General features: G+C 66.3%; 19 protein-coding genes. 1 reads left to right on the plus strand and 18 read right to left on the minus strand.

The genetic code is table 11. The features are described 5' to 3' along the window. Positions 1–4: 4 nt before the first annotated feature. The 13 genes from AZL_RS19970 to AZL_RS20030 form a co-directional block, all read right to left on the minus strand. Positions 5–1,846, minus strand: a complete 1,842-nt coding sequence (locus AZL_RS19970) for a hypothetical protein (RefSeq protein WP_012976277.1) — start codon at positions 1,844–1,846, stop codon at positions 5–7. A 46-nt stretch (positions 1,847–1,892) separates the two neighbouring features. Continuing rightward, positions 1,893–3,023: a protein-glutamate methylesterase/protein-glutamine glutaminase gene (locus tag AZL_RS19975; protein ID WP_012976278.1), complete on the minus strand. Its 1,131-nt coding sequence runs from the start codon at positions 3,021–3,023 to the stop codon at positions 1,893–1,895. 3 nt (positions 3,024–3,026) lie between these two features. After that, positions 3,027–3,914 carry a CheR family methyltransferase gene (locus AZL_RS19980; protein WP_247894368.1) on the minus strand — a complete coding sequence of 296 codons (888 nt, stop codon included), beginning with the start codon at positions 3,912–3,914 and terminating at the stop codon, positions 3,027–3,029. Further along, on the minus strand, positions 3,911–4,405 hold the full coding sequence (locus AZL_RS19985; RefSeq protein ID WP_012976280.1) for a chemotaxis protein CheW: 495 nt from the start codon (positions 4,403–4,405) through the stop codon (positions 3,911–3,913). Before AZL_RS19985 ends, AZL_RS19980 begins: the two co-directional genes overlap by 4 nt. A gap of 85 nt (positions 4,406–4,490) precedes the next feature. Beyond that, positions 4,491–6,713: a HAMP domain-containing methyl-accepting chemotaxis protein gene (locus AZL_RS19990; RefSeq protein WP_012976281.1), complete on the minus strand. Its 2,223-nt coding sequence runs from the start codon at positions 6,711–6,713 to the stop codon at positions 4,491–4,493. Positions 6,714–6,792: 79 nt separating this feature from the next. Then, positions 6,793–7,245 carry a chemotaxis protein CheW gene (locus tag AZL_RS19995; protein WP_012976282.1) on the minus strand — a complete coding sequence of 151 codons (453 nt, stop codon included), beginning with the start codon at positions 7,243–7,245 and terminating at the stop codon, positions 6,793–6,795. Positions 7,246–7,297: 52 nt separating this feature from the next. Further along, positions 7,298–9,337: a chemotaxis protein CheA gene (locus AZL_RS20000; protein WP_012976283.1), complete on the minus strand. Its 2,040-nt coding sequence runs from the start codon at positions 9,335–9,337 to the stop codon at positions 7,298–7,300. Next, complete coding sequence (locus tag AZL_RS20005; RefSeq protein WP_012976284.1) at positions 9,334–9,702, minus strand: response regulator; 369 nt, start codon at positions 9,700–9,702, stop codon at positions 9,334–9,336. The genes AZL_RS20000 and AZL_RS20005 overlap by 4 nt, the downstream gene beginning before the upstream one ends. A 4-nt stretch (positions 9,703–9,706) precedes the next feature. Then, a complete protein-coding gene (locus AZL_RS20010; protein ID WP_012976285.1) occupies positions 9,707–10,030 on the minus strand; it encodes an STAS domain-containing protein in 324 nt (107 codons plus the stop codon). 386 nt (positions 10,031–10,416) lie between these two features. Continuing rightward, on the minus strand, positions 10,417–11,712 hold the full coding sequence (locus AZL_RS20015; protein ID WP_012976286.1) for an NAD(P)/FAD-dependent oxidoreductase: 1,296 nt from the start codon (positions 11,710–11,712) through the stop codon (positions 10,417–10,419). An 82-nt stretch (positions 11,713–11,794) separates the two neighbouring features. Continuing rightward, positions 11,795–12,217, minus strand: coding sequence for a Rid family hydrolase (locus tag AZL_RS20020; protein ID WP_012976287.1), 423 nt, complete (start codon positions 12,215–12,217; stop codon positions 11,795–11,797). Positions 12,218–12,287: 70 nt separating this feature from the next. Beyond that, on the minus strand, positions 12,288–13,427 hold the full coding sequence (locus tag AZL_RS20025) for a tyramine oxidase subunit B (RefSeq protein ID WP_012976288.1): 1,140 nt from the start codon (positions 13,425–13,427) through the stop codon (positions 12,288–12,290). A gap of 695 nt (positions 13,428–14,122) precedes the next feature. Beyond that, on the minus strand, positions 14,123–15,196 hold the full coding sequence (locus AZL_RS20030) for an AraC-like transcriptional regulator QhpR (protein ID WP_247894369.1): 1,074 nt from the start codon (positions 15,194–15,196) through the stop codon (positions 14,123–14,125). 435 nt (positions 15,197–15,631) lie between these two features. Here AZL_RS20030 and AZL_RS20035 point away from each other — a divergent pair, with 435 nt between their 5' ends. Continuing rightward, positions 15,632–16,120, plus strand: a complete 489-nt coding sequence (locus AZL_RS20035) for a MarR family winged helix-turn-helix transcriptional regulator (protein ID WP_247894370.1) — start codon at positions 15,632–15,634, stop codon at positions 16,118–16,120. A gap of 4 nt (positions 16,121–16,124) precedes the next feature. On the opposite strand, the gene AZL_RS20040 is transcribed toward AZL_RS20035, so the two are convergent. The 5 genes from AZL_RS20040 to AZL_RS20060 are packed head-to-tail and all read right to left on the minus strand — an operon-like array spanning position 16,125 to position 20,206. Next, a complete protein-coding gene (locus AZL_RS20040) occupies positions 16,125–16,640 on the minus strand; it encodes a flavin reductase (protein WP_012976291.1) in 516 nt (171 codons plus the stop codon). A gap of 32 nt (positions 16,641–16,672) precedes the next feature. After that, entirely contained in the window at positions 16,673–17,653 is a 981-nt protein-coding gene (locus AZL_RS20045; protein WP_012976292.1) for a PDR/VanB family oxidoreductase, read from the minus strand. Then, on the minus strand, positions 17,650–18,423 hold the full coding sequence (locus AZL_RS20050) for an SDR family NAD(P)-dependent oxidoreductase (RefSeq protein WP_012976293.1): 774 nt from the start codon (positions 18,421–18,423) through the stop codon (positions 17,650–17,652). Before AZL_RS20050 ends, AZL_RS20045 begins: the two co-directional genes overlap by 4 nt. Then, positions 18,423–18,932: an aromatic-ring-hydroxylating dioxygenase subunit beta gene (locus tag AZL_RS20055; RefSeq protein ID WP_012976294.1), complete on the minus strand. Its 510-nt coding sequence runs from the start codon at positions 18,930–18,932 to the stop codon at positions 18,423–18,425. Before AZL_RS20055 ends, AZL_RS20050 begins: the two co-directional genes overlap by 1 nt. Beyond that, a complete protein-coding gene (locus tag AZL_RS20060; protein ID WP_012976295.1) occupies positions 18,929–20,206 on the minus strand; it encodes an aromatic ring-hydroxylating oxygenase subunit alpha in 1,278 nt (425 codons plus the stop codon). Before AZL_RS20060 ends, AZL_RS20055 begins: the two co-directional genes overlap by 4 nt. Positions 20,207–20,209: the final 3 nt, after the last annotated feature.

The following is a 20,209-nucleotide window of genomic DNA, read 5'->3' on the forward strand; positions in this document are numbered from 1 at the left end:
GCGGTCACAGGAAGAACTCGTCGACCTCCGCAGCCCGGCTCGGTCCGGCCGGCGGGACGCCGCCTCCGAAGAGGGCCGCATGGATCTCCCTTTCGCGGTCGCCGGTGTACAGCTTCGCGAAGAGCCGGGCCATGTCGTCGGAAAGGCCGGACAGGCTGTCCGCGCCATCTCCGGCATGAGGCTGCATCCGTTCGGCGAAGCGTTGGGCGAAGCCGCCGAGACGCCGTTCGATGTCGAGCCGGCCGACGGTGACGGTCAGCATCTTCGACGCTTCCAGACAATCGCCGGTCATCGCCGACAGGTCACGCATCTGGCCGGCATGGACCCGCTTCAGGCAGTCCATGGATTTGCCCATCGCGTCCACCAGGTCCATGGCGAGCTGATGGTTGCTGCCCGACCGGCGATCCAGACCATTCGCCTGTTCGGCGGCCGCCCCGATCGCCTGCGTGATCGCCTGCGATACATCCTCGGTCCGCCGGCTACAGGCGCGCAGTTCCTGCGCCACCACGCTCAACGCCCGTCCCGCCATTCCCAGGCGCGCGCATTTGAGGGTGGTGTTCAACCCCATCAGCCGCATGTCGGTGTCGACGGACCGAATGGCGAGCACATCCCTGTCCATGACGGCGAAGCCGTTGGAGATCTCCACCACCCGCTTGCGGATCATGTCGTCGCAGCGGCGATAGTGATGCAGCAGTTCCAGGGCGTGATCGACCTCGCCCGCGACGTCATGCAGGACGGAGCGACCTGCGGCCGGGCTTTCGCCACCCGGCCTTTCACCGTGCGGAGCGCCGTCACTCGACCCGAACAATTCGGTGGCTTCCCGCGCGATCATGTCCGCGTCGCGGGCGAGCGCGTCGAGGTTGCCCTTCAGCGACGCCACCTGAGCGCCGAAATCGTCGCTCGCCTCCCTGTACTGGTGGATCTGGAGGCGACAGACCGCCGCCGACAGGTCCGCCCTGCGGCCCTGCTCCAGCTCCGCGAGCCAGCGCAGATCCGATGGCAACGCGGAGGTCGGTGAAGGATCGGCCAGCAGCGCCAGCACATCAACGGCTTCGGCGATATGGGCCAGCCGCTGGCAGGTGAAATCCCCGACCTGAAGATCGCTGATGCAGCGGGCGATCCGCCGGCCGATCTCGTCGACACGGTGGACGAAGCGTTGCGCGGCGGTCTGCGCGGAGCCGCGGTACGCCGTCAGCCGATCCAGGCTGCCTTGCAGACGGCGCCCGACATCGCCCAGGCGGGCCAGATTGTCGCGTTGGAACGCGTCGGCGTCGTTCTTCGCCGCCGTCATGGTCTCGCGCAGGCAGGCGAGACGACCGGTTGCCTGCGTCACCGCTGTTTCGGCCAACCGGTGGAGCCGGTCGATCTCCCGGTTGAAGACGCTGAAATCGTCGCTGCCGGAGCGGATCTGGACCGACTGGACCTTCGCGTTGATTGCCAGGGCGGTGATCTCGCCGATGATCTGCGACAGGGAACCGAGCAGGCCGGCCATGTCGGTTCCCGCCTTGTCCAACTCCGTCAGCTCGGTCAGCGTCCGCCGCAGGCTGGAGGCCAGCCCGTCGGTCACCTCACGGACATTGCCCAGCCGTCTGGTCGCCTGGACGCCGTCCTCGTTGTCGATCAGCAGGGAAAGCGCGCGGAAGCGCTCGCCGATCGCCCTCATATGCTCCAGCGTCCGCGACAGCGTTTCGCCGACCGTGAGGAAGGTCGCCTCGATCGGCGCCGACGCGTCGCGCAGGTCGGCCTTCAGCGAGCGGATCAGCCCGGCATCTGGACCGGGCGCGACAGGCGCGGGACCGGCGGGGGGCGTGTTTCCGAAGGCCGCCGCGTCAATGAAGCTGTCCATGCCGGAAGCCTTTTCCAATCGGATGCGTCAGGGTGAGCGGAAAGGGTCACGAACGGTCATGACGCAGGATCTCGCGGGTGATCGATGAGAGTCCGACCACCTTGTCCACCCCGCCCCGCGCAATGGCCTCCTTCGGCATGCCGAAGACGACACAACTCTCCTCATCCTGGGCCACGGTGAAGGCGCCGGCCTGATGCATCTCCCGCATCCCGGTGGCGCCGTCGTCGCCCATCCCGGTCATGATGACACCAACCGCGTTGCCGCCGGCGCAATGGGCGGCGGAGCGGAACAGGACGTCGACCGACGGACGGTGGCGCGACACCAGCGGCCCCTCCTTGACCGCCACCAGATAGCGGGCGCCGCTGCGCTGCAACAGCATATGGCGGTTGCCCGGCGCGATCAGCACCTGCCCGCGCAGCACGGTATCGCCGTCGCGCGCCTCGCGCACCGTCACCTCGCACAGGCTGTCGAGCCGGCGGGCGAAGGCGGCGGTGAAGCTTTCCGGCATATGCTGGACGATGACGATGCCGGGGCAGTCGGCGGGCAGCGCCTGCAACACCTCGCGCAGCGCCTCGGTTCCGCCGGTCGACGCGCCGATGCAGATCACACGCTCGGTGGTGCGGGCCATCGCCCCGCCGCTGGGGGCCGGCAACATCACGTCGGCGCTCAGTTTCGGTTCCGGGGCGCGGGTGCGGCCAAGAGGGGTGATGGCCGGAGTGGCGGCGGGCGTGGCGGACGCGGATGCCGGGCCGGTGGTGGCGCGCTGGCGCGGGCGGGCGTGGGCCGCCGCCTTCACCGTGTCGCAGATGCGGACCTGGGCGTCGAGCAGGCTCTGGCGGGTGTCGATCCGCGGCTTCAGGATCACGTCGGTGGCGCCGGCCTCCAGCGCCTGCATCAGCGTCTCGCTGCCGCCCTCCACCAGCGAGGAGCACATCACGACGGGGATCGGATGCTGGCTCATCAGCTTGCGCAGAAAGGTGATGCCGTCCATGCGCGGCATCTCGACGTCCAGCGTAATGACGTCCGGCTCCTCCTTCGCGATGCGGCGAACGGCGGCGTAGGGATCGGCCGCCGTCCCCATGACCTCGATCATCGGATCCGACGACAGGATGTCGGTCAGGGTCTGGCGGACGGTCGCGGAATCATCGACGATCAGCACGCGAATCTTTTGGCTCATCGTTCAGCTCCGGACGAAGATGGCGGATCCCGCCTGCTTCAGCGGCAAATCCATGTTGTTGATGGTCTCGCTGTGGCCGACGAACAGATAGCCGCCGGGACGCAGATGACCGCAGAGCTTCGTCAGCACCTTGTATTGGGTCGTCTTGTCGAAATAGATCAGGATGTTGCGGAAAAAGATCACATCCATGTCCGTCGGTACCGGATAGGAAGGGTCCATCACGTTGAGGCGGCCGAACCGGACCGCCTGGCGCACCGGCGGCACCAGCCGGATCGTCGGGGTGTCGTCGTCGCGCGACCGCATCAGGTAGCGGGACGCGAAGGGGGCCGGGACCATCCTCGCCATGTCGAACGGGTAGACGCCGGCCTTGGCCGCCGCCAGCGCCTCGGTGCAAATGTCGGTTCCGATGATCTCGTGACGGATCGGCGTCCCGCCGCGCGCCTGATCCAGCAGCAGCATCGCCACCGTGTAGGGCTCCGCCCCGGTCGAACAGGCGGCACTCCAGACCTTCATCGGCCGGTCGCGGCCGGGATGATGCGGCAGGCGGGACAGGGCCGGGATGGCGGTGCCCACCAGATAGCGGAAATGCTCGATCTCGCGGAAGAAGTCGGTCTTGTTGGTGGTGACGGCGTCGATCAGATCGACCAGCTCCTCGTTCAGCCCGCCCTCGTCCAGCACATGGCGGCAATAGGCGTTCAAATCCGCCAGCCCGAGCAGCCGGACCCGGCGGCGCAACCGCCCCTCCACCATCGTCCGCTTGCTCGGCTGCATGCGGATGCCGGCATATTGTTCGATGATGACGGCGAGCCGGGCGAAGTCCCCCGCCGACAGGCCGTCCTGGTGGATCGACGCCATCCCGTCGCCGGACCGCCAGTCGTCGGAGATGGTCATGACACCCCTTCCGCCCTGTCCAGCAGAGCCACGTCATCCTCGGCGAACAGCCGGGCGATGTCGAAGATGATGACGAAGGTGCCGTTGGCGCGGCCGATGGCCTGGATACAGTCCGATCGCCAGCGCCCGCCGACCTGGGTTGGCGTTTCCAGCCCGCGCTCGTCGAGCGAGGTGACCTCGAAGACGCGGTCGGCGATGACGCCGACGGTCATCGCCCCCCCCTGTTGCGGCACGTCCAGCACGATGATCCGGGTATGGGCGGTGGCCTGCACCGCCGGCAGGCCCAGCTTGACCCGCAGATCGACGGCCGGCACCCCCTGCCCCCGCACGTCGATCATGCCGACCAGGAAGGGCGGCGCGTGCGGCAGGCGGGTGATCGGCTGGAGATCGAGGATCTCGCGCACGATGGCGACCTCTATGGCGAACACCTCGCGATCGATGCCGATCGTCACATATTGCACCGGTTCGCGCGGTGCGGTCGCGCTGGTCATCTGCGGTTTCCGGTTCTGAAGGACGGAGCGGCGGGAATGGCGCCGGGAAGCGCCATCCCCTCGGGGGTGGGAGACGGCCCGATGATCAGAAGGCGGTATAGCGGCCGTCGAGATCGTCGGGGCCGCTGCCGCCCTCCAGCGCGATCTTCACGCCACGGTCCTTGCCATTCAGCTTGGCGGCCGGCTTGTGCGACAGGGTGATGGTCGTCGCCGGGCGGCGGGGGGCCGGGGATTGGGACTGCGCGGGCCTGGCCGAGGCGGCCGGCGGAGCCGGGACGCGGGCGGCGGAACGGGCGGCGGCCCTCTCCTCCACCGTGAAGTAGGAGATGGTGTCCTGAAGCTGGGTCGCCATCGAGGACAGCTCCTCCGAGGTCGCGGCCATCTGCTCGGACGCGCTGGAGTTCTGCTGCGTCACCTTGTCGAGCTGCTGGATCGCCTGGTTGATCTGCTCGGCGCCGACATCCTGCTCGCGGCAGGCGGCGCTGATCTCCTCCACCAGCTCGGCGGTCTTGCGGATGTCGGGGACCAGACGGGCCAGCATCTGCCCGGCCTCCTGGGCGATCTTGGTCGATTCCGCCGACAGGGCGCTGATCTCCGCCGCAGCACCCTGGCTGCGCTCCGCCAGTTTGCGCACTTCCGAGGCGACCACGGCGAAGCCGCGGCCATGCTCGCCGGCCCGCGCCGCCTCCACCGCGGCGTTCAGCGCCAGCAGGTCGGTCTGGCGGGCGATCTCCTGCACGATGCTGATCTTCTCGGCGATGGTCTGCATCGCCTGGACCGCCTTGTTCACCGCGTCGCCCGACGCCTGGGCGTCCTTGGACGACTGGCGGGCGATCTTCTCGGTCTGGGTGGCGTTCTCGGCATTCTGCTTGATGTTGGCGGCCATCTCCTCCATCGAGGCCGACGCCTGCTCGGCCGCCGACGCCTGCTCGGTGGAGCCCTGGGAGAGCTGTTCGGAGCTGGCCGACAATTCCTGGCTGCCCGCCGCGACATTGTCGGCGGCGGTGAGAGCGTCGGTCACGACACCGCGCAGCTTCTCAAGCATGGTTTCCAGCGCCAGGCCCAGCATGTCCTTGTCGGACTGCGGACGGGCCTGGACGGTCAGGTTGCCGCGGGAAATCTCGTCGGCCACGTCGGCGGTCGCCTTCAGGTTGGCGGTCATGCTGTTCAGTGCCGTGACCAGGTCCTTGATCTCATCATCGCTCGACACCTCGACCTTCCGGCTGAGATCGCCGACGGCGACCGCGTCGGCCAGCCCGACCGCCTTGCCGAGACCACGGGCGATGGAGATGGCGATATAGGACCCGGCGGCGGCGGCGATCAGCAGGGCGAGCGCCACGGCGCCGATGGTGAGCGCCCGGATCTGGGTGTAGGTGGACTCGGCCGCCTGCCTGTCCGCCGCCATGCCCTTCTCGGCCTCGGCGACCAGGTCGTTGGCGGCCTGCGCCAGCTTGCCGGCGATGGTGCGAACCTCTCCGACGGAGACCGCCAGCGCCCTGTTCTCGCTGTTTTGACGGGCAAGCCCGACAGCCTCCTCCGTCATCCGTTCATAATCGCGGAATTTTCCGAGGAAGTTGGCGAAGAGGCGCTGATCCTCCGCCGAGGTCAGCAGTGCGCGAATCTGATCCAGCTCCTGGTTCACCGTCTTCAGCAGGCCGGGCAGCGGTTTCAGCGCCGCCTCGGTCCCCTCGTCGTCGGGAGCCAGCAGGCCGTTGCGCAGCAGGACGCGGATCTGCGACCAGTCCACCATCATCCGCCGGATGCGGTGGGCGATGACAAGCTGCTCCATCGTCGCGTCGGTACCCTTTTCCACCCGGTCGAGCAGAGGGGACAAGCTGTTCATCGCGTCGTTGGTCATCTCGGTGGCCCGGCCGGTCAGCAGGTCGGTGGCCTTGGCGTTCGCCCGGATGCGGCCGAGGACACGGACCTTATCCTGGGCGACGTGGAAATCGCCGATCAGACTGTCGACAAGTGTGATCTTGCGCAGAGCCTCCGCGTCGGCGATCCGGCGATATTGCTCGATCACCCCCTTCATTTCTTCGCGACGGGCGTCGATGGACTTGTCGAAACGCTCCATCTCATCATGCGAACGAGCCAGCAGGAAATTCTTCTCCTCCTTCTGGATCATGTAGACCATCGTCGGAATCTGGCGGGCGATGTTGATCCGCTCCGCCGACACATCGACGAGTTGCTGGACCTTCCCGTTCAGGTCCGACAGGCCGTTCAGGGCGATGCCGGCGGTGGCGGCGCTCAGCAGGATGACCGTGCCGAATGCCGCGATGATTTTCGCTTTGATGGAGATGCGCATGGTCGTTCCTTGCTCCGCGGACCTGAACATTGTTGCCGGCCGGTCCGGATTCCGCCGGCCGGATTTCAGTGGCTGGATTTCAGTGGGTGGTGAAAAGCCGCAAGATGTCGGGGATGATGATGAAGTCGTCGCCGCGCTTGCCGATTCCCTTGATCAGGCTGGAATTCCAGCGCATGCCGATGTCGGGGGTCTCTTCGATCGAGGCGCCGGCGATGCTGGTCACTTCGTGCACCTTGTCGGCCAGCAGCCCGACCACCGTTGGCTCGTCGTCCAGCAGGATTTCGACGACGACGATGCGGGTGTCGATGGTCGGCGGCGTGCGTTCCATGCCGAAGCGGATGCGCAGGTCGGCCAGCGGCACCACCTTGCCCCGCACATTGATCAGATGGCCGACCAGGGGCGGCGCGCCCGGAACCTCGGTCTGGGGAACGATGTCCAGGATCTCGTGGACCGCATGGGCGTCGATGGCGAAGAGCTCTCCGCCGAGCCCCAGGGTCAGCGCTTCGAAGGTCTCGGTCTCGGTGACGGCCATGGCGGCCTCCCTGTGACGTCAGTCGGTTGAATCGGGTCCGGTCGAAGGCCGCTCAGCAGGCCTCGCGCCGCTGGTCCTGCGCCTGGCCGGAGGCGACGATCTGGGCGATGTCGAGGATCAGGGCCACCGATCCGTCCCCCAGGATGGTGGCGCCGGAGAAGTTGGCGACGTCGGCATGCAGCTTCGACATCGATTTGATCACGGTCTGGTGATCGCCCAGCACCTGATCGACCACCAGACCGACCCGCTTCTCGCCGGAGGAGATGATGACGATCTTCTGGTAGGGATCGGGCGGATGACGGACGGCGAAGCTGTCGCGCAGGCGCAGGAACGGCACCAGCGCGCCGCGGATGTTCAGGAAATTGCGGTTGGCGTGGCGGCGTTCGATGTCCGCCGGCAACTCCACGCATTCCTCCACCGCGAACAGCGGGATGACGTAGCGCCCCTGCCCGACCCGGACCAGCAGCCCGTCGATGATCGCCAGCGTCAAAGGCAGGCCGAGCGTGATCTCGGTGCCGCCGCCGGGGGTGCTGGTGACCTCGATGGTGCCGCGCAGCGAGTCGATCGTGCGCTTGACCACGTCCATGCCGATGCCGCGCCCCGACACGCTGGTCAGCGTCCGCGCCGTCGAGAAACCGGGATGGAAGATCAGCTGGAACAGCTCGGCGTCCGACAGCCTGGCGCCGGGCGGGATCAGCTCCTGCTCCTCCGCCTTGGCGCGGATGCGCTCGCGGTCCAGCCCGCGCCCGTCGTCGCGGATGGACATCAGCACGCGGGTTCCGGCATGGCGGGCCGACAGATGGATGCGGCCCTGCGGCGGCTTGCCCGCCGCGACACGCTCGGCCGCGGGCTCCAGCCCATGGTCCAGGCTGTTGCGGATGATGTGGACGAGCGGGTCGTTCAGCCGCTCGATCATCGTCTTGTCCAGCTCGGTCTCCTCGCCGGACATCGTCAGCACCACCTCCTTGCCGAGATCCTGCGACAGGTCGCGGACCAGCCGGCGGAAACGGCCGAACAGCGATTCCACCGGCATCATGCGGATGCCCATGGTGATGTCGCGCAGGCCGTTGGACAGCCGCTCGATCTCCTCGGTGACCGACTTGATCTGAAGATCGACGCTGTCGGAGATCAGCTGCTTCAGACGGGCATGCGCGATCACCAGTTCGCCGACCTGATCCATCAGATCGTCGAGACGTTCCGCCGGCACGCGGATGGAATTGGCCGCCGGCTGCGCCCTCCCCTTCTCGGCACCCTTCTCGTTGGCGGCTTCCGGCTTTGCCGGGGTGGAATTCGCCGCCCCGCTCTTCTGAACAGCCGGCACCTTCACATGGGGCGGTGCTGCGAGCGGCGCCGCTTCCGAAACGGGCGCCGCCATGGGCTTCCCGGTTGCCGGCTCCCCGGTCACCGGCTCGATGGTCAGTTCGGTCTCGTCGATGACGAAGATGAACACGTCTTCGATGGTCGAGCGCGGATGGTCGGTGGCGAGCGTCACCTCCCACGCGACATGGCAATGGGTCGGCTCCAGCTCCTCCAGCGGCGGCACGGCGTCGGTCAGGGCGACGACCTCGGCGTCGCCCAACCCGCGCAACTCGTCGAGCAGCAAGAGCGGATTGGTCCCGCGCTCCAGCGCGTCGGGGGCGAGGCGGAACCGGATGCGCCAGCGGGCGCGGTCGTCCGCGCCGTCGCGATTGATCGACGCGGTTGCCGGCAGCGCAGCCGCGACATCGCTCTGTTCGGCCAGACGGGCCAGGATGCCGTCGCCGATGGCGGCGTCGGCACTCGCGGGGTCGTCGATCAGGATGCGGATATGGTCCTTGGCGGCCAACGCGATGCCGATCATCGCCGGCGTCGCCGCCAGCTCGCCCTTGCGCATCCGGTCGAAGGCGCTTTCCAGATGATGGGTGAAGCTCGCCGCCGCCTCGAACCCGAACATCGAGCCGGAGCCCTTGATCGTGTGCAGGGCGCGGAAGGCGGTGTCGAGCGGCTCGCGGTCGGTGGGGCTCTGTTCCAGATGGAGCAGCGCGGTTTCAAGGTCCGCCAGCAGTTCCGCCGACTCTTCGCGGAAGATCTGGCCCGGATCGGCGCCGGTCATGCGCCGATGACTTTTCGGACGAGGCCCAGCAGCTGGTCCTGCTGGAACGGCTTCACGATCCAGGCGGTGGCGCCGGCCGCCTTGGCCTCGGCCTTCCTGTCGGCTCCGGATTCGGTGGTCAGGAAGACGATGGGAACACCGCGGTAGGTCGACAGCGTCCGCAACTCGCGGATCAGCGTCAGACCATCCATGTTCGGCATGTTCAGATCGGTCAGCACCATGTTGAAGACGCCGCCCTTCGCCTTGGCCAGCGCCTCGCGCCCATCTGCCGCCTCGACGACCTGATAGCCGGCGGTCGACAGGGTCAGCTTGACCATCTGGCGCATGCTGGCGGAGTCATCGACGGTGAGTATTGTCTTGGCCATTATGTCAGGGCTCCCCAATCCAGAATTCCTCAGCCTCGCGCGGCGATCCCGCCGCGCCGACGAAGCCGCCCCGTTCGAGCGCGTCACGCAGCGCCGCGGAAATCGGCTGCCGGACATGCAGGGCAACCCCACGTCCGGCCGCGCTCTTGCGCGCCGCCAGGAGAAGTTGAATGAAGCAGATCGATGTCTCGACGGCCTCGGCACAGTCGATGTCGATCCGCCTGGCCGACTTCATCGAATCCCGAATTCGATCGCGCGCTTCATCCACTTTCGCGAGTGTCATCGGACCAGAGCAATCCACAACAACGCTTTCGCGAAGATCTTCCATTCGCGTCCACCGACTTCATCAAATTACCGCAAGACGGCTAAGGCAGTTTTTCTACTCCCGTTGGTGTCAAATTCGAAATTCGGGAGATCCCCAACGCTGGTTTCACAGCGATTTAATGCGCTCGGAAGAAAAATATCGGCGCATGGCGAAATATTTCATTCATGGATATCGAATCTATCCGCGACGCTGTCTGAAACAACCATGCCTCGCCCAGGCATGAGCCGTGTCATATGCGGAAAAACAAAAAGCCGGACTCCGCCCGGCGCTCCCGATCGGCGCCTGACGGACTCCGGCATGATGGCTGACATGCTGAGCTGGGAAGACTCCAGCCCGCTACGGCGGGCCGGGTCCTGCTCCATTCAGTCGATCAATAGGCCGATGGCGGTTTATTGCAAGCGCTCCAGGCGATAGGGCGCCGGGTCGATGATGGGCGTGTCGCCGGTCACGAGGTCGGCGGCGAGATGGCCGGCGGCGGGTGCGGTGCCGAAGCCATGCCCGGAAAAGCCGGTGGCCAGCGTCAGGCCGGGGATCTTCGCCGCATTGGCGACCACCGGCAGGGAATCCGGCGTGATGTCCATGGTGCCGCCCCAGACCTCCTGGATGTCGGCCTTGGTGAAGGCCGGCCAGGCGGCGCGGATGTTGGCCATCGCCTCGGCGTTGATGCCGTGATGGACGGGCGGATCCATCGTCCGGACCTTCTCGAACGGTGTCGTCGCGGTCGGGCTCCAGCGGCGGGCCAGCGCCAGATCACTGAAGAACTCCTTGCCGAAGCTGATGCGCAGTTGGCTGCGCCCCTCGCGGAACATCGGCAGATAGCGCAGGCCGAGCAGGGCGTGATCGAGCACCAGCGGAGAACCGACGGCGCCGCGCTGGCAGATGGTGAAACCGCCATCGGCGCGCTTGCGGAAGGAGAAATCCGGCCCGCCGACGGCGATGTCGGTCGGCCCCTCCATCGGGGCGGTGCGGATGGCGTAGCAGATCAGCGGCAAAGTCGGCAGGAAGATGCCCATGTTGCCGAGGAAGCGGCGCGACCACAGCCCGCCGGCGAGAACCACCTGCTGGCAGGCGATCTCTCCCTTCTCCGTGATCACGCCGCCGACCCGCCCGCCGGACAGCGACAGTTCGCGGACGGCGCAATTCTCCAGGATGACCGCCCCCTTCGCCATCGCCGCCCGCGCGATGGCGCTGGAGGCCTGCGTCGGCTCGGCCCGTCCATCGGTCGGGGTGTAGATGCCGCCCACCCATCCCCCGCTTCCGCCCGGCACCAGGGCGTCGATCTCGGCCGGGGTGATCATGCGCGAGGTCGGCGACAGGGCTTGCGCGGAGGCGAGCCATTTGCGATGGACCTCGAGCTCGGCCTCGGTCCGGGACAGGAACATGATGCCGGCCTGGCGGTAGCCGACATCGCCGCCGACCCGCTCGTTCATCGCCGCCCACAGCCGATCCGATTCCAACGCCATCGGCAGATCGCGCACCGCGCGCGACGTCTTGCGCACCCAGCCGAGATTGCGCGACGACTGCTCCCCCGCCAGCCGCCCCTTTTCCAGAACCACCACCGGGATGCCGCGCTCGCTGAGCGTCAGCGCCGTCATCAGTCCGACGATGCCGCCTCCGATGACGACGACGGTGGTGGATTTGGGCATGACCGTCGATGTCTGGACGGGGGAGATGACCGGTGCCATGAGGCGTGTCCTCGTTGCGGGGGGCGGGCGAAGGGCTGGCGGAGGGAAGCTGGCGAAGCTGGGCGACGGGTCAGGAGATGCGTCAGGAAGAGGCGGTGATGCGCTCCACCTCGGCCTTGCCGGCGCCGCGATAGGCGGTGACCTCGATCTCCACCTTGTAGACGGTCGAACCAAGCGGCGGGCAGGTCACGGTCAGGGTCGGATCGACGCCACGGAACATGTCGCCGAAGATGCCCATGACGGTCGGCGTGTCCTCCGGGGTCTGGATGAACACGCGGGCGGAGATCACGTCGGCCAGACCGGAATCCACCGCCTTCAAAGCGCGGTCGATGTTCCTGAACACCTGATGGGTCTGTTCGCTGACGTCCTCGGGGATTTCCTTCGTCTCGGGATTCCGCCCGGCGGTGTTGGAGACGAAGATCCAATCATCCACCGCGACGATGCGGGAATAGCTGCTGAGTTCCTCCAGCTTCGCGCCGGTCTTGACCTTGGTGATCCTGGCCATTGTCTGTTCTCTCCATGAAACGGGGATTGCGCGTGCCGGTCCGCGCGGGGATTGCGCGGACCGCCTGGGATCAGCGCAGAACCGGGGTTTCCCAAAGGTTCAGCGAAACGCCGATCCCCTTCTCGATGGCGTTGCGGTAGACGACGGTGCCCCAGGCCACATCCTCCACCGGCATGCCGCCGACCGACAGGATGATGATCTCCTCGTCATTGCGGCGGCCCGGCGCGGCGCCGGCGCAGATGGCGCCCAGATCCTCAAGCTCGTCGCGCGAGATCTTGCCCTCATGGAGCATGTCCATGAAACGGACGCCGATCACCGGCACATGGACATGGGCGGGCTTGGGCAGTTCCTCGAACCAGGCTTCATAGAGGCCGGTGTTGTCGAGCACCTTGCGGACGTCGGAGCGTTCCATCCCGGCGTCGATCTCGCAGGAGGCCGGCATCGACAGGAAGGCGCCGGGCTTGACCCACTCGCGCTTGACCACCGGATATTTGGACACGTCGCCGGTCTCGCCCGACGCGCAATAGGTCACGATGTCGGAGCCGCGGACGATGGCCTCGATGTCGTGGACGACCTCGATGGTGGTGATCCGGGGATAGGTCTCCCTCACCCAGGACAGGAAGCTGTCGAGGCTCCTCTGCCCACGGCCCTGCACCTTCAGCGTGTCGATGTTGGGACAGGTCGCCATGAAGGCGGCCAGCGAGGTCTTGGCCATCACGCCCGGACCATGGACGCCGACCACCTTGGAGTCCTTGCGGGCCAGATGCCGCGCCCCCACGCCGGGAACGGCGCCGGTGCGGTAGGCCGATAGCAGGTTAGCCGACATGAAGGCCAGCGGCGCGCCGGTGTCGGCGTCGTTCAGGATGAACATCAGGATCGAGCGCGGCAGCCCCTTCTCCCGGTTGGCGATGTTGGAGCCGTACCATTTCATGCCGGCGGTACGGTACTTGCCGCCGAGATAGGCCGGCATCGCCATGAAGCGGCGGTCGGCGGTCGGCTTCGGCATGTCCGGGAACGGCGAGTTCTCCGGGAACACGACCATCGCGCCATGGCTGTCATTGTTCGCCCCGGCCATCCGGTAGTCGCCCGTATGGAGAAGGACGAACATGTCCTCCATCGTGTCGACGCAGGCGGCCATGTCGGTCACGCCGGCTTTGACCATGTCCTGTTCGGAGAGATAGATGAAGTCGATCCGGGGCAGCTGGCTCATTGGGGTGTCTCTTTCCTGTGGGCGCGTTGGGTCGTTGATCCCCGGTCGGTCCCGACGCGGTGCATTGGGGGGGCCGTGGGATGGGGGCGTTCGGACGCATGTCTTGCCGCTGATGATCCGGAAGACGGGATCGCGGCTTTTTCTTTTCGACAAAAAATCCGGAAGAAATCGCCAAATGAAAATGAGCAAGTCCGCCAGGACCGCTCGCGCGGCTTACTCAAGCCGGTTACGTATAATCTATTTTAAAAATCATCAGTGTATCAAGCCATTTTGATTTCTGCAATCCTATATTTCGGCACGCTCAGATTTTACTCACCTCTCTGTTTGGCATCGACAGGGGACCTTGAGGCTCTTTCCTGGTGAGTGCTCATTTCGTGAGCGTCATTACTGCTGCTGCCGATGAATTGGACGCCTGACTAAGATTTGGGAAAAGGCGTCCCTCCGCTTGATAAAATCGGTCAATCTTTTGATATTTCAGGTCACATGAGCGTTTCGGACAGCTTTATGACACCCTGTCCCGGCAGGCTGAACGGCCGGCGGAAGCCGTTTCCGACACAGAACTCCGCGCCCGGCATACCCCAGCGCCCATGTGCCGCCGCAGAAGGCAATCTGCCATTATTATAGCCAGCCTAGCCGATCCCGGCCGGATCGGGCCCTGGTCAGTCAGAAGACAGGAGGATTTTCTTGCGTGATCGTCAGGCGCCGCTTGCCGGCTCGCCGTCCGCCGCCGGATTGTCCTTACGGTGAAGCTTGCGGTACATCGACGGCGTCATGCCGAACCAGCGGCGGCACGCGCGGGTGAAGCAGGCGCCGTCGGCATATCCCAGGATGTGGGTGATCTCGGTGATCGAAAGGTCGGACTGGACCAGATAATTCTCGGTCAACGCCCGCCTCCGGTCCTGCTTGATGGCGGAGAAGCTCTCTCCCGACTTGCGCAGCGAGCGTTGCAGCGTGCTGGGCGACACGCCGAGCGCCTGCGCCGTCGAGGCCACGCCAAAGCCGCCATCGCCGGGAAAATGGTCGGACGCCATGCGGCGGACCTTGTCCTCCAGCGACCGGGTCGGGACCGACCGCTGGCGGAGCATTCCCAGATAATGCTCGACCAGCCCGCTGACCCGGTGATCGACCCCGCTCCCGGCGATCGCCAGATCAGCGGCCGGGAAGATCAGCTCGTTGGCCGGCTGGTTGAAGTAGAGCGGTGCCTTGAAGAAGGCGTTGTGCGCCTGGAGGTTGGCCGGGGCGGCGTGCTCGAAATGGACCTCCTGGGGCCGCCACGCGCCGCCGGCCAGCGCGCGGATCATCTCCACCACCATCGCCAGCGAGAATTCCGCGTCGTGGCGGCGGGGAAAGATCCGCCGGTCCTCGATCCGGTAGCGGAAGACGCAACTGCCGCCGTCCCGCGCCATGGCGCAGGTGGTTCCCTGCTGCACCAGCCAATTATACTCGATGAAGCCTTTCAGTGCGGCGCCCAGCGTGGGCGCGCTGGTGAACAGCAGCCCGACCGGACCAAGGGTGAGCGGCGAGAGGTTGCGCGCGGCGGACAGCCCGAAATTGCTGTCGGCGACATGGGTCGCCGCCGCTTCGAACGCCGACACGTAGTTGCGCAGCGGGATCTCGCGGTAGGGATCAGCCGGCGTCGCCTCCGACAGGCCGAAACGGCCGAGCAGCGTATCCGGCGCATGCCCCTTGTTTTTCAGCGCATCGATCAGGCTCTGCGTCACCATGGCCCAGATTTTGGGCTCGTCGGCGGAAGAATGGGTCTTCGGCATCGTGACAGTCCGGCGGCTGCGGTCCAGGCCGTCACTATCGAATGGGCGATTCGGCCGGATCAAGACGAAAGATCCGCCCCATCGCCGGCGCCGGACGGCGGTAACGGCGTGGCGGATTGACGACATTCCCCCGCGAGCTGGGGGTCTCCGGAGAAAAAATTCAGGATATGAGCGGGAGTTTTCCAGAAAATAAGGAAATAATATCCAGAAGTCTCCCAGATCACGGAATGATTTCCATGACCATGGCGCCTGATCTCAAAAGCAAAACATCAAAAATTGGAGGATTCTCTCTTTCAAATCTTGCGCACACTCCAATTTTCAGCTATTCATTCAAGATCGACATCCGGTTCCGGCGAGGATATGGTCGACATTGTCAGCGATCCCACCGGGGCCTCACGATTTGGTTTCACGATTTTCTTCCACGAAGGGCATGGCATGAGCGGCTCCAGTTCAACCCAGACATCGGACCTGCCGCAGCCGGAGGGGTTCTCGCGCAAGCGCATGCGCCGCGACTGGCCCTTCTACTGGATCTCGCGGGTCAATGGCCGCTATGTGCAGGCGCTGGAACAGCGTCTGAAGCCATTGAACCTGGATATGCCGCGCTGGCGCGTGCTGATGTGCCTGTATGAGGACGAGCATCAGAGCATCTCGGAGATCGCCGAATTCAGCGTGCTGAAGCTGAACACCGCGACCAAGATCGTGCAGCGGATGCTCGCCGACGGGCTGGTGGCGACGCGCGCGCGGCCGACCGACGGACGGGCGACGGAGGTCACCCTGACCCCGCACGGCGACCGGATGCGCCAACTGGCCATGGCCGAGGCCGACGGCATCCTGGCCGCATCCTTCGTCGGCATCTCCGCCGAGGAGATGGCGGCGCTCAACGGCCTGCTGGAGAAGGTGTTCAACCGGCTGGGCGAGGTCTGAGCGCTCACGCCGATGCCGGCAGCGCGTGGAAGCCGCGGTTGAACCAGATCAGGCCGCCGCCGGGGCCGTCGCACAGGGTCGTGGCCTGGACCTCGCAGAACAGCACCGTGTGGGTGCCCTTGCGCTGGTGGTCGACGATGCGGCAATCGAAGGAGGCGGTGGCGCCGGACAACACCGGGGCGCCGGTCCCGTCCTGGGTCCAGGCGCCGCCGGCGAAGCGGTCCTCGCCGGTCCAGCGGGCGAAGGAGCGCGACAGTTCCTCATGCTCGGCGTTCAGCACATTCACGCACAGCACGCCGTTCTGAAGGAAGGCGTCATGGGCGAAGGCGTTGGCGTTGATGCAGACCAGCAGCGTCGGGGGCGTGTCGGTAACGGAGCAGACGGCGGACACCGTCAGGCCGTGGCGGCCGGCGGGGCCGTCGGTCGTCACCAGATTGACGGCCGCACCCAGGCGGCTCATGCCGTTGCGGAAGGCCTGCGCCTCGGGCGGCAGCGGGGGAGTGGTGGCGGTGGCGGACATGGTGGCGCTTCCTTTCAGATGTCCAGAACGGGTCAGATGTCCAGAACGAGCGATTTGGATTTCGCGCGCGAGCAGCAGACGCAGATCATGGTTCCTTCCGCACGCTCCTCGTCGGTCAGGAACTGGTCGCGGTGGTCGGGGGTGCCGTCGATCACGTCGGTGACGCAGGTGCCGCACACCCCTTCCTCGCACTTCACCGGGATCGAGATGCCGGCGCGGGCCAGGGCCTTGGCGATGGTGTCGTCGCCGCCGACGCTGACGGTCACGCCGGACCGGCTCGCCGTCACCTCGAAGCTGTCGCCGGAGCTGTCGACCTGGGCCGAGAAATATTCCCGGTGGATGTTGGCCGGCGCATGCCCCGCCGCCTTCGCGGTGTCGATCACCCAGTCCATGAAGCCCTGCGGGCCGCAGACATAGAGGTGGGTTCCGCCATCCGGCGCCGGCAGGTCGCGGCCGAGGTCGAGGCGCTGCGCCGCCGGCTGGTCGTCGTGATGGAACACCACCCGCTCCCGCCAGGGGGTTTCGGCGATCAGGGCGCGGAAGGCGGTGGCGTCGGCCCGGCGGGTGCAGTAATGCAGGGTGAAGTCCCGCCCCAGCGCGTGCAGCCGCTGGGCCATCGCCAGCATCGGCGTGATGCCGATGCCGCCGCCGAACAGGATGGAACGGCCGGCGTCCTCCGTCAGCGGAAAATGGTTGCGCGGCCCCTCGACGGTGAAGGCGGCCCCGAGCTTGGCGAGACGGTGGAGCGCCACCGAGCCGCCGCGGCTGTTGGGATCGCGCAGCACGCCGATCTCGTAATGGTCGCTGCCGGCCGGGTCGGAGCACAGCGAATATTGCCGCCACAGATCGGTACCGCCGTCGACGAGACGGATGTCGATGTGCGCCCCGGCGGTGAAGGCCGGCAGGGCGGCGCCATCGGGCGCCGCCAGCTTGACCCGGAGAATGTCGCCCGGCTCCTCGATCCGTTCGATGACGGTCAGGATGCGGGACTGGCTTTGCGTGTCGCCGCTCATCGCATGTAAATCCCCCCGTTGACGTCCCAACAGGCGCCGGTGACGAAACCCGAATCCGGCTTGGCCAGCAGGGCGACCAGATCGGCGACGAAGGCGGGGTCGCCGAGTTGCCCGACCGGGATCCCGGCCAGCGCCGCCGGCAACCGGTCCGGCGTCAGCACCGACCGCACCATCGGCGTGTCCATCGGACCCGGTGCGATGGCGTTGCAGGTGACACCGAAGGGGGCCAGATCGCGGGCGAAGATCTTGGTCAGCGTCAGGATCGCCCCCTTGGAGGCGGCGTAATGCGCCCCGGTGGCGGTCCCGCCATTCTGGCCGGCCAGCGACGCCATGTTGATGATGCGGCCATAGCCGCGCTGCTTGAAATGCCGGCCGAAGATCTGCGAGCCGGCGAAGGTGCCGCCGGCATTGGTCGCCATCACCGCGTTGAACTCGTCGACGTCGATCTCCAGCACCGGCTTGACGGCGGTGCGGGCGGCGTTGTTGACGAGCACCTCGACCGATCCCCAGCGCTCGACGCAGCGGTCGAGGATCAGCTGGAAATCCTCCGGCTTCGACACGTCGAGCGTGCCGCTGACCGCGGTCTCGCCCGACAGGTCGAGTTCGCGGGCCAGCGCCTCGGCCGCCTCGGTGGCGGCATCGGTGGCGAGATCGGTGATGACGACGCGGAAGCCGGCGCGGTGCAGGGCGCGGACGGCGAGCGCGCCGAAGCCGCTCGCCCCGCCGGTGACCACCGCCGTCTGAATGGTTTCAGGAAGCGGCGCGCCCATCAGAACAGATAGCTGAACGCCGTCAGCTCCCCCTCAGAGTTGAGCAGACGCGCCACCTTGTCGCGGATCTTCAGCCCACCGTCGGTCCGGACCAGGGTGTAGGTCAGGTTGGCGGCATAGAGGCGCTGGCGGCCGAACTTGTTCTCCACCACATGCTCGGCGCAGCGCAGGACGATCTCGTCCCCATCCACCCTGTCCAGCACGAAGCGCGAGACGGTGCGCACGGTGTCGGCCGGCGGCGCCGAGGAGATCGAGAAGCCCTGCTGGAAACGCTCGATGCGCATCTTGCGCATCTTGGCGTCGTCATAGCAGACGTTGACCTGATCCTCGTAATTCTCGCCGGGGCCGATCGGAACGATGTAATGGCCGTCGTCGGTCCACAGCGCCAGCCAGGCGTCATAGTCGCAGCGGTCGAGGATATCGGCTTCCCGCCAGACGAATGCCGTCAGCTCCTGGAGACCGATGCTGTTGAGGTCGGAGGGGCGCTCCATCGTCTTGATCCCGCTCATTGGGCCATCATCCTCTTCCACATCTGATAGGAGGCGCGCATGCCGGTCTCGGCGCTGAGATGGCCGCGCGGGCCATCGACACCGGGCACCTCGTCGACCAGGCCGCGATTCACCAGGATCGGCAGCTCCTTGCCGCCGAGCGTGCCGCGCTGGACGCGTTCCCACACCTCGGCGTCATCGGGGGTGCCGAAGCCCATCGGGCCCTGGAAATGCTCCTGCAAGCGCATGCGCATGCGGTTGGCGGCGGCCGGCCCGCCATCCATGCCCAGGCAGACATGGCGGATGGCGGTCTCCTTGACGCTGACCGGCCGCAGCACGCGGAAGAAGGCCAGCGACAGCGACACGTTGGGGAACAGGTTCAGGTTGAAGCCGGCGCCGCCGGTGGCGCGGACGATCTTGCGCACCTTCTGTTCCTCGAAGCCCTCGTCGCGCAGCGCCTGGGCCAGCTCGGCGAAGCGTTCCGGGATCGGATCGTCGAGATTCTCGTCCAGATCGATCAGTTCCGGGATCATGACCGCGACCGAATGGCCGTTGCCCAAATCCTCGACGAAGCCGGCCTTGTCGAAGAAGTTGAAAGTGGCCTCCGCCTCCTTGTCCAGGCTCTGGATGAAGGACTTGTGGACCACCGGGAAGTGATAGGCGTCGGTGGTGTTCTCCAGCTGGATCTTCCAGTTCATCGGCACGGTGAACTGATGTTCGCCCAGCACCTTGACCGGATAGCCGCCGCCCTGCTTCATGAACAGGTCGATCCACTTCTTCGCCGGGCCGAGGAATTCAGCCAGCGGCTCGATGCTCTCGTCCAGCGTGGCGAAGATCATGTTCTGGTAGGAGTCGACGCGCAGGCGCTTCATCGACAGCGCCGCCTTGTCAAAATCCTCGCCATACTGCTCGGGATAGGGAACACCACGCAGCGAGCCGTCGAGGCCGTAGCCCCAGCCGTGATACGGACACTGGAAGGAGGAGGTCTTGCCCTTCTTCACCTCGCACACCGTGGCGGCGCGGTGGCGGCAGCGGTTGACCAGGACATTGATGTCGCCCTTGCGGTCGCGCACCACGATGACCGGCTGCAAACCGACCCAGGACAGGATGAAGGAGCCCTTTTCCGGCACTTCCGACCCATGGGCGACGAACACCCAGGTGTGGGCGAAGATCTTCTCCATCTCCTCGTCGAAGAGGGCGGCATCCTCGTAGAGCGGCGTCTGGACCCGGTCATGCTCGACAAGATCCTGCGGTCGGGCCTGACACTGATGGGGTTGGCTGTGGTCGAGAGACATGGC

Source organism: Azospirillum sp. B510, assembly GCF_000010725.1.
GTDB lineage: Bacteria > Pseudomonadota > Alphaproteobacteria > Azospirillales > Azospirillaceae > Azospirillum > Azospirillum lipoferum_B.

Bases quoted from the DNA above. Each gene is read 5' to 3' on its own strand.
- AZL_RS19970 (WP_012976277.1), bottom strand. From the start codon at position 1,846: ATGGACAGCTTCATTGACGCGGCGGCCTTCGGAAACACGCCCCCCGCC.
- AZL_RS19975 (WP_012976278.1), bottom strand. From the start codon at position 3,023: ATGAGCCAAAAGATTCGCGTGCTGATCGTCGATGATTCCGCGACCGTC.
- AZL_RS19980 (WP_247894368.1), bottom strand. From the start codon at position 3,914: ATGACCATCTCCGACGACTGGCGGTCCGGCGACGGGATGGCGTCGATC.
- AZL_RS19985 (WP_012976280.1), bottom strand. From the start codon at position 4,405: ATGACCAGCGCGACCGCACCGCGCGAACCGGTGCAATATGTGACGATC.
- AZL_RS19990 (WP_012976281.1), bottom strand. From the start codon at position 6,713: ATGCGCATCTCCATCAAAGCGAAAATCATCGCGGCATTCGGCACGGTC.
- AZL_RS19995 (WP_012976282.1), bottom strand. From the start codon at position 7,245: ATGGCCGTCACCGAGACCGAGACCTTCGAAGCGCTGACCCTGGGGCTC.
- AZL_RS20000 (WP_012976283.1), bottom strand. From the start codon at position 9,337: ATGACCGGCGCCGATCCGGGCCAGATCTTCCGCGAAGAGTCGGCGGAA.
- AZL_RS20005 (WP_012976284.1), bottom strand. From the start codon at position 9,702: ATGGCCAAGACAATACTCACCGTCGATGACTCCGCCAGCATGCGCCAG.
- AZL_RS20010 (WP_012976285.1), bottom strand. From the start codon at position 10,030: ATGGAAGATCTTCGCGAAAGCGTTGTTGTGGATTGCTCTGGTCCGATG.
- AZL_RS20015 (WP_012976286.1), bottom strand. From the start codon at position 11,712: ATGGCACCGGTCATCTCCCCCGTCCAGACATCGACGGTCATGCCCAAA.
- AZL_RS20020 (WP_012976287.1), bottom strand. From the start codon at position 12,217: ATGGCCAGGATCACCAAGGTCAAGACCGGCGCGAAGCTGGAGGAACTC.
- AZL_RS20025 (WP_012976288.1), bottom strand. From the start codon at position 13,427: ATGAGCCAGCTGCCCCGGATCGACTTCATCTATCTCTCCGAACAGGAC.
- AZL_RS20030 (WP_247894369.1), bottom strand. From the start codon at position 15,196: ATGCCGAAGACCCATTCTTCCGCCGACGAGCCCAAAATCTGGGCCATG.
- AZL_RS20035 (WP_247894370.1), top strand. From the start codon at position 15,632: ATGAGCGGCTCCAGTTCAACCCAGACATCGGACCTGCCGCAGCCGGAG.
- AZL_RS20040 (WP_012976291.1), bottom strand. From the start codon at position 16,640: ATGTCCGCCACCGCCACCACTCCCCCGCTGCCGCCCGAGGCGCAGGCC.
- AZL_RS20045 (WP_012976292.1), bottom strand. From the start codon at position 17,653: ATGAGCGGCGACACGCAAAGCCAGTCCCGCATCCTGACCGTCATCGAA.
- AZL_RS20050 (WP_012976293.1), bottom strand. From the start codon at position 18,423: ATGGGCGCGCCGCTTCCTGAAACCATTCAGACGGCGGTGGTCACCGGC.
- AZL_RS20055 (WP_012976294.1), bottom strand. From the start codon at position 18,932: ATGAGCGGGATCAAGACGATGGAGCGCCCCTCCGACCTCAACAGCATC.
- AZL_RS20060 (WP_012976295.1), bottom strand. From the start codon at position 20,206: ATGTCTCTCGACCACAGCCAACCCCATCAGTGTCAGGCCCGACCGCAG.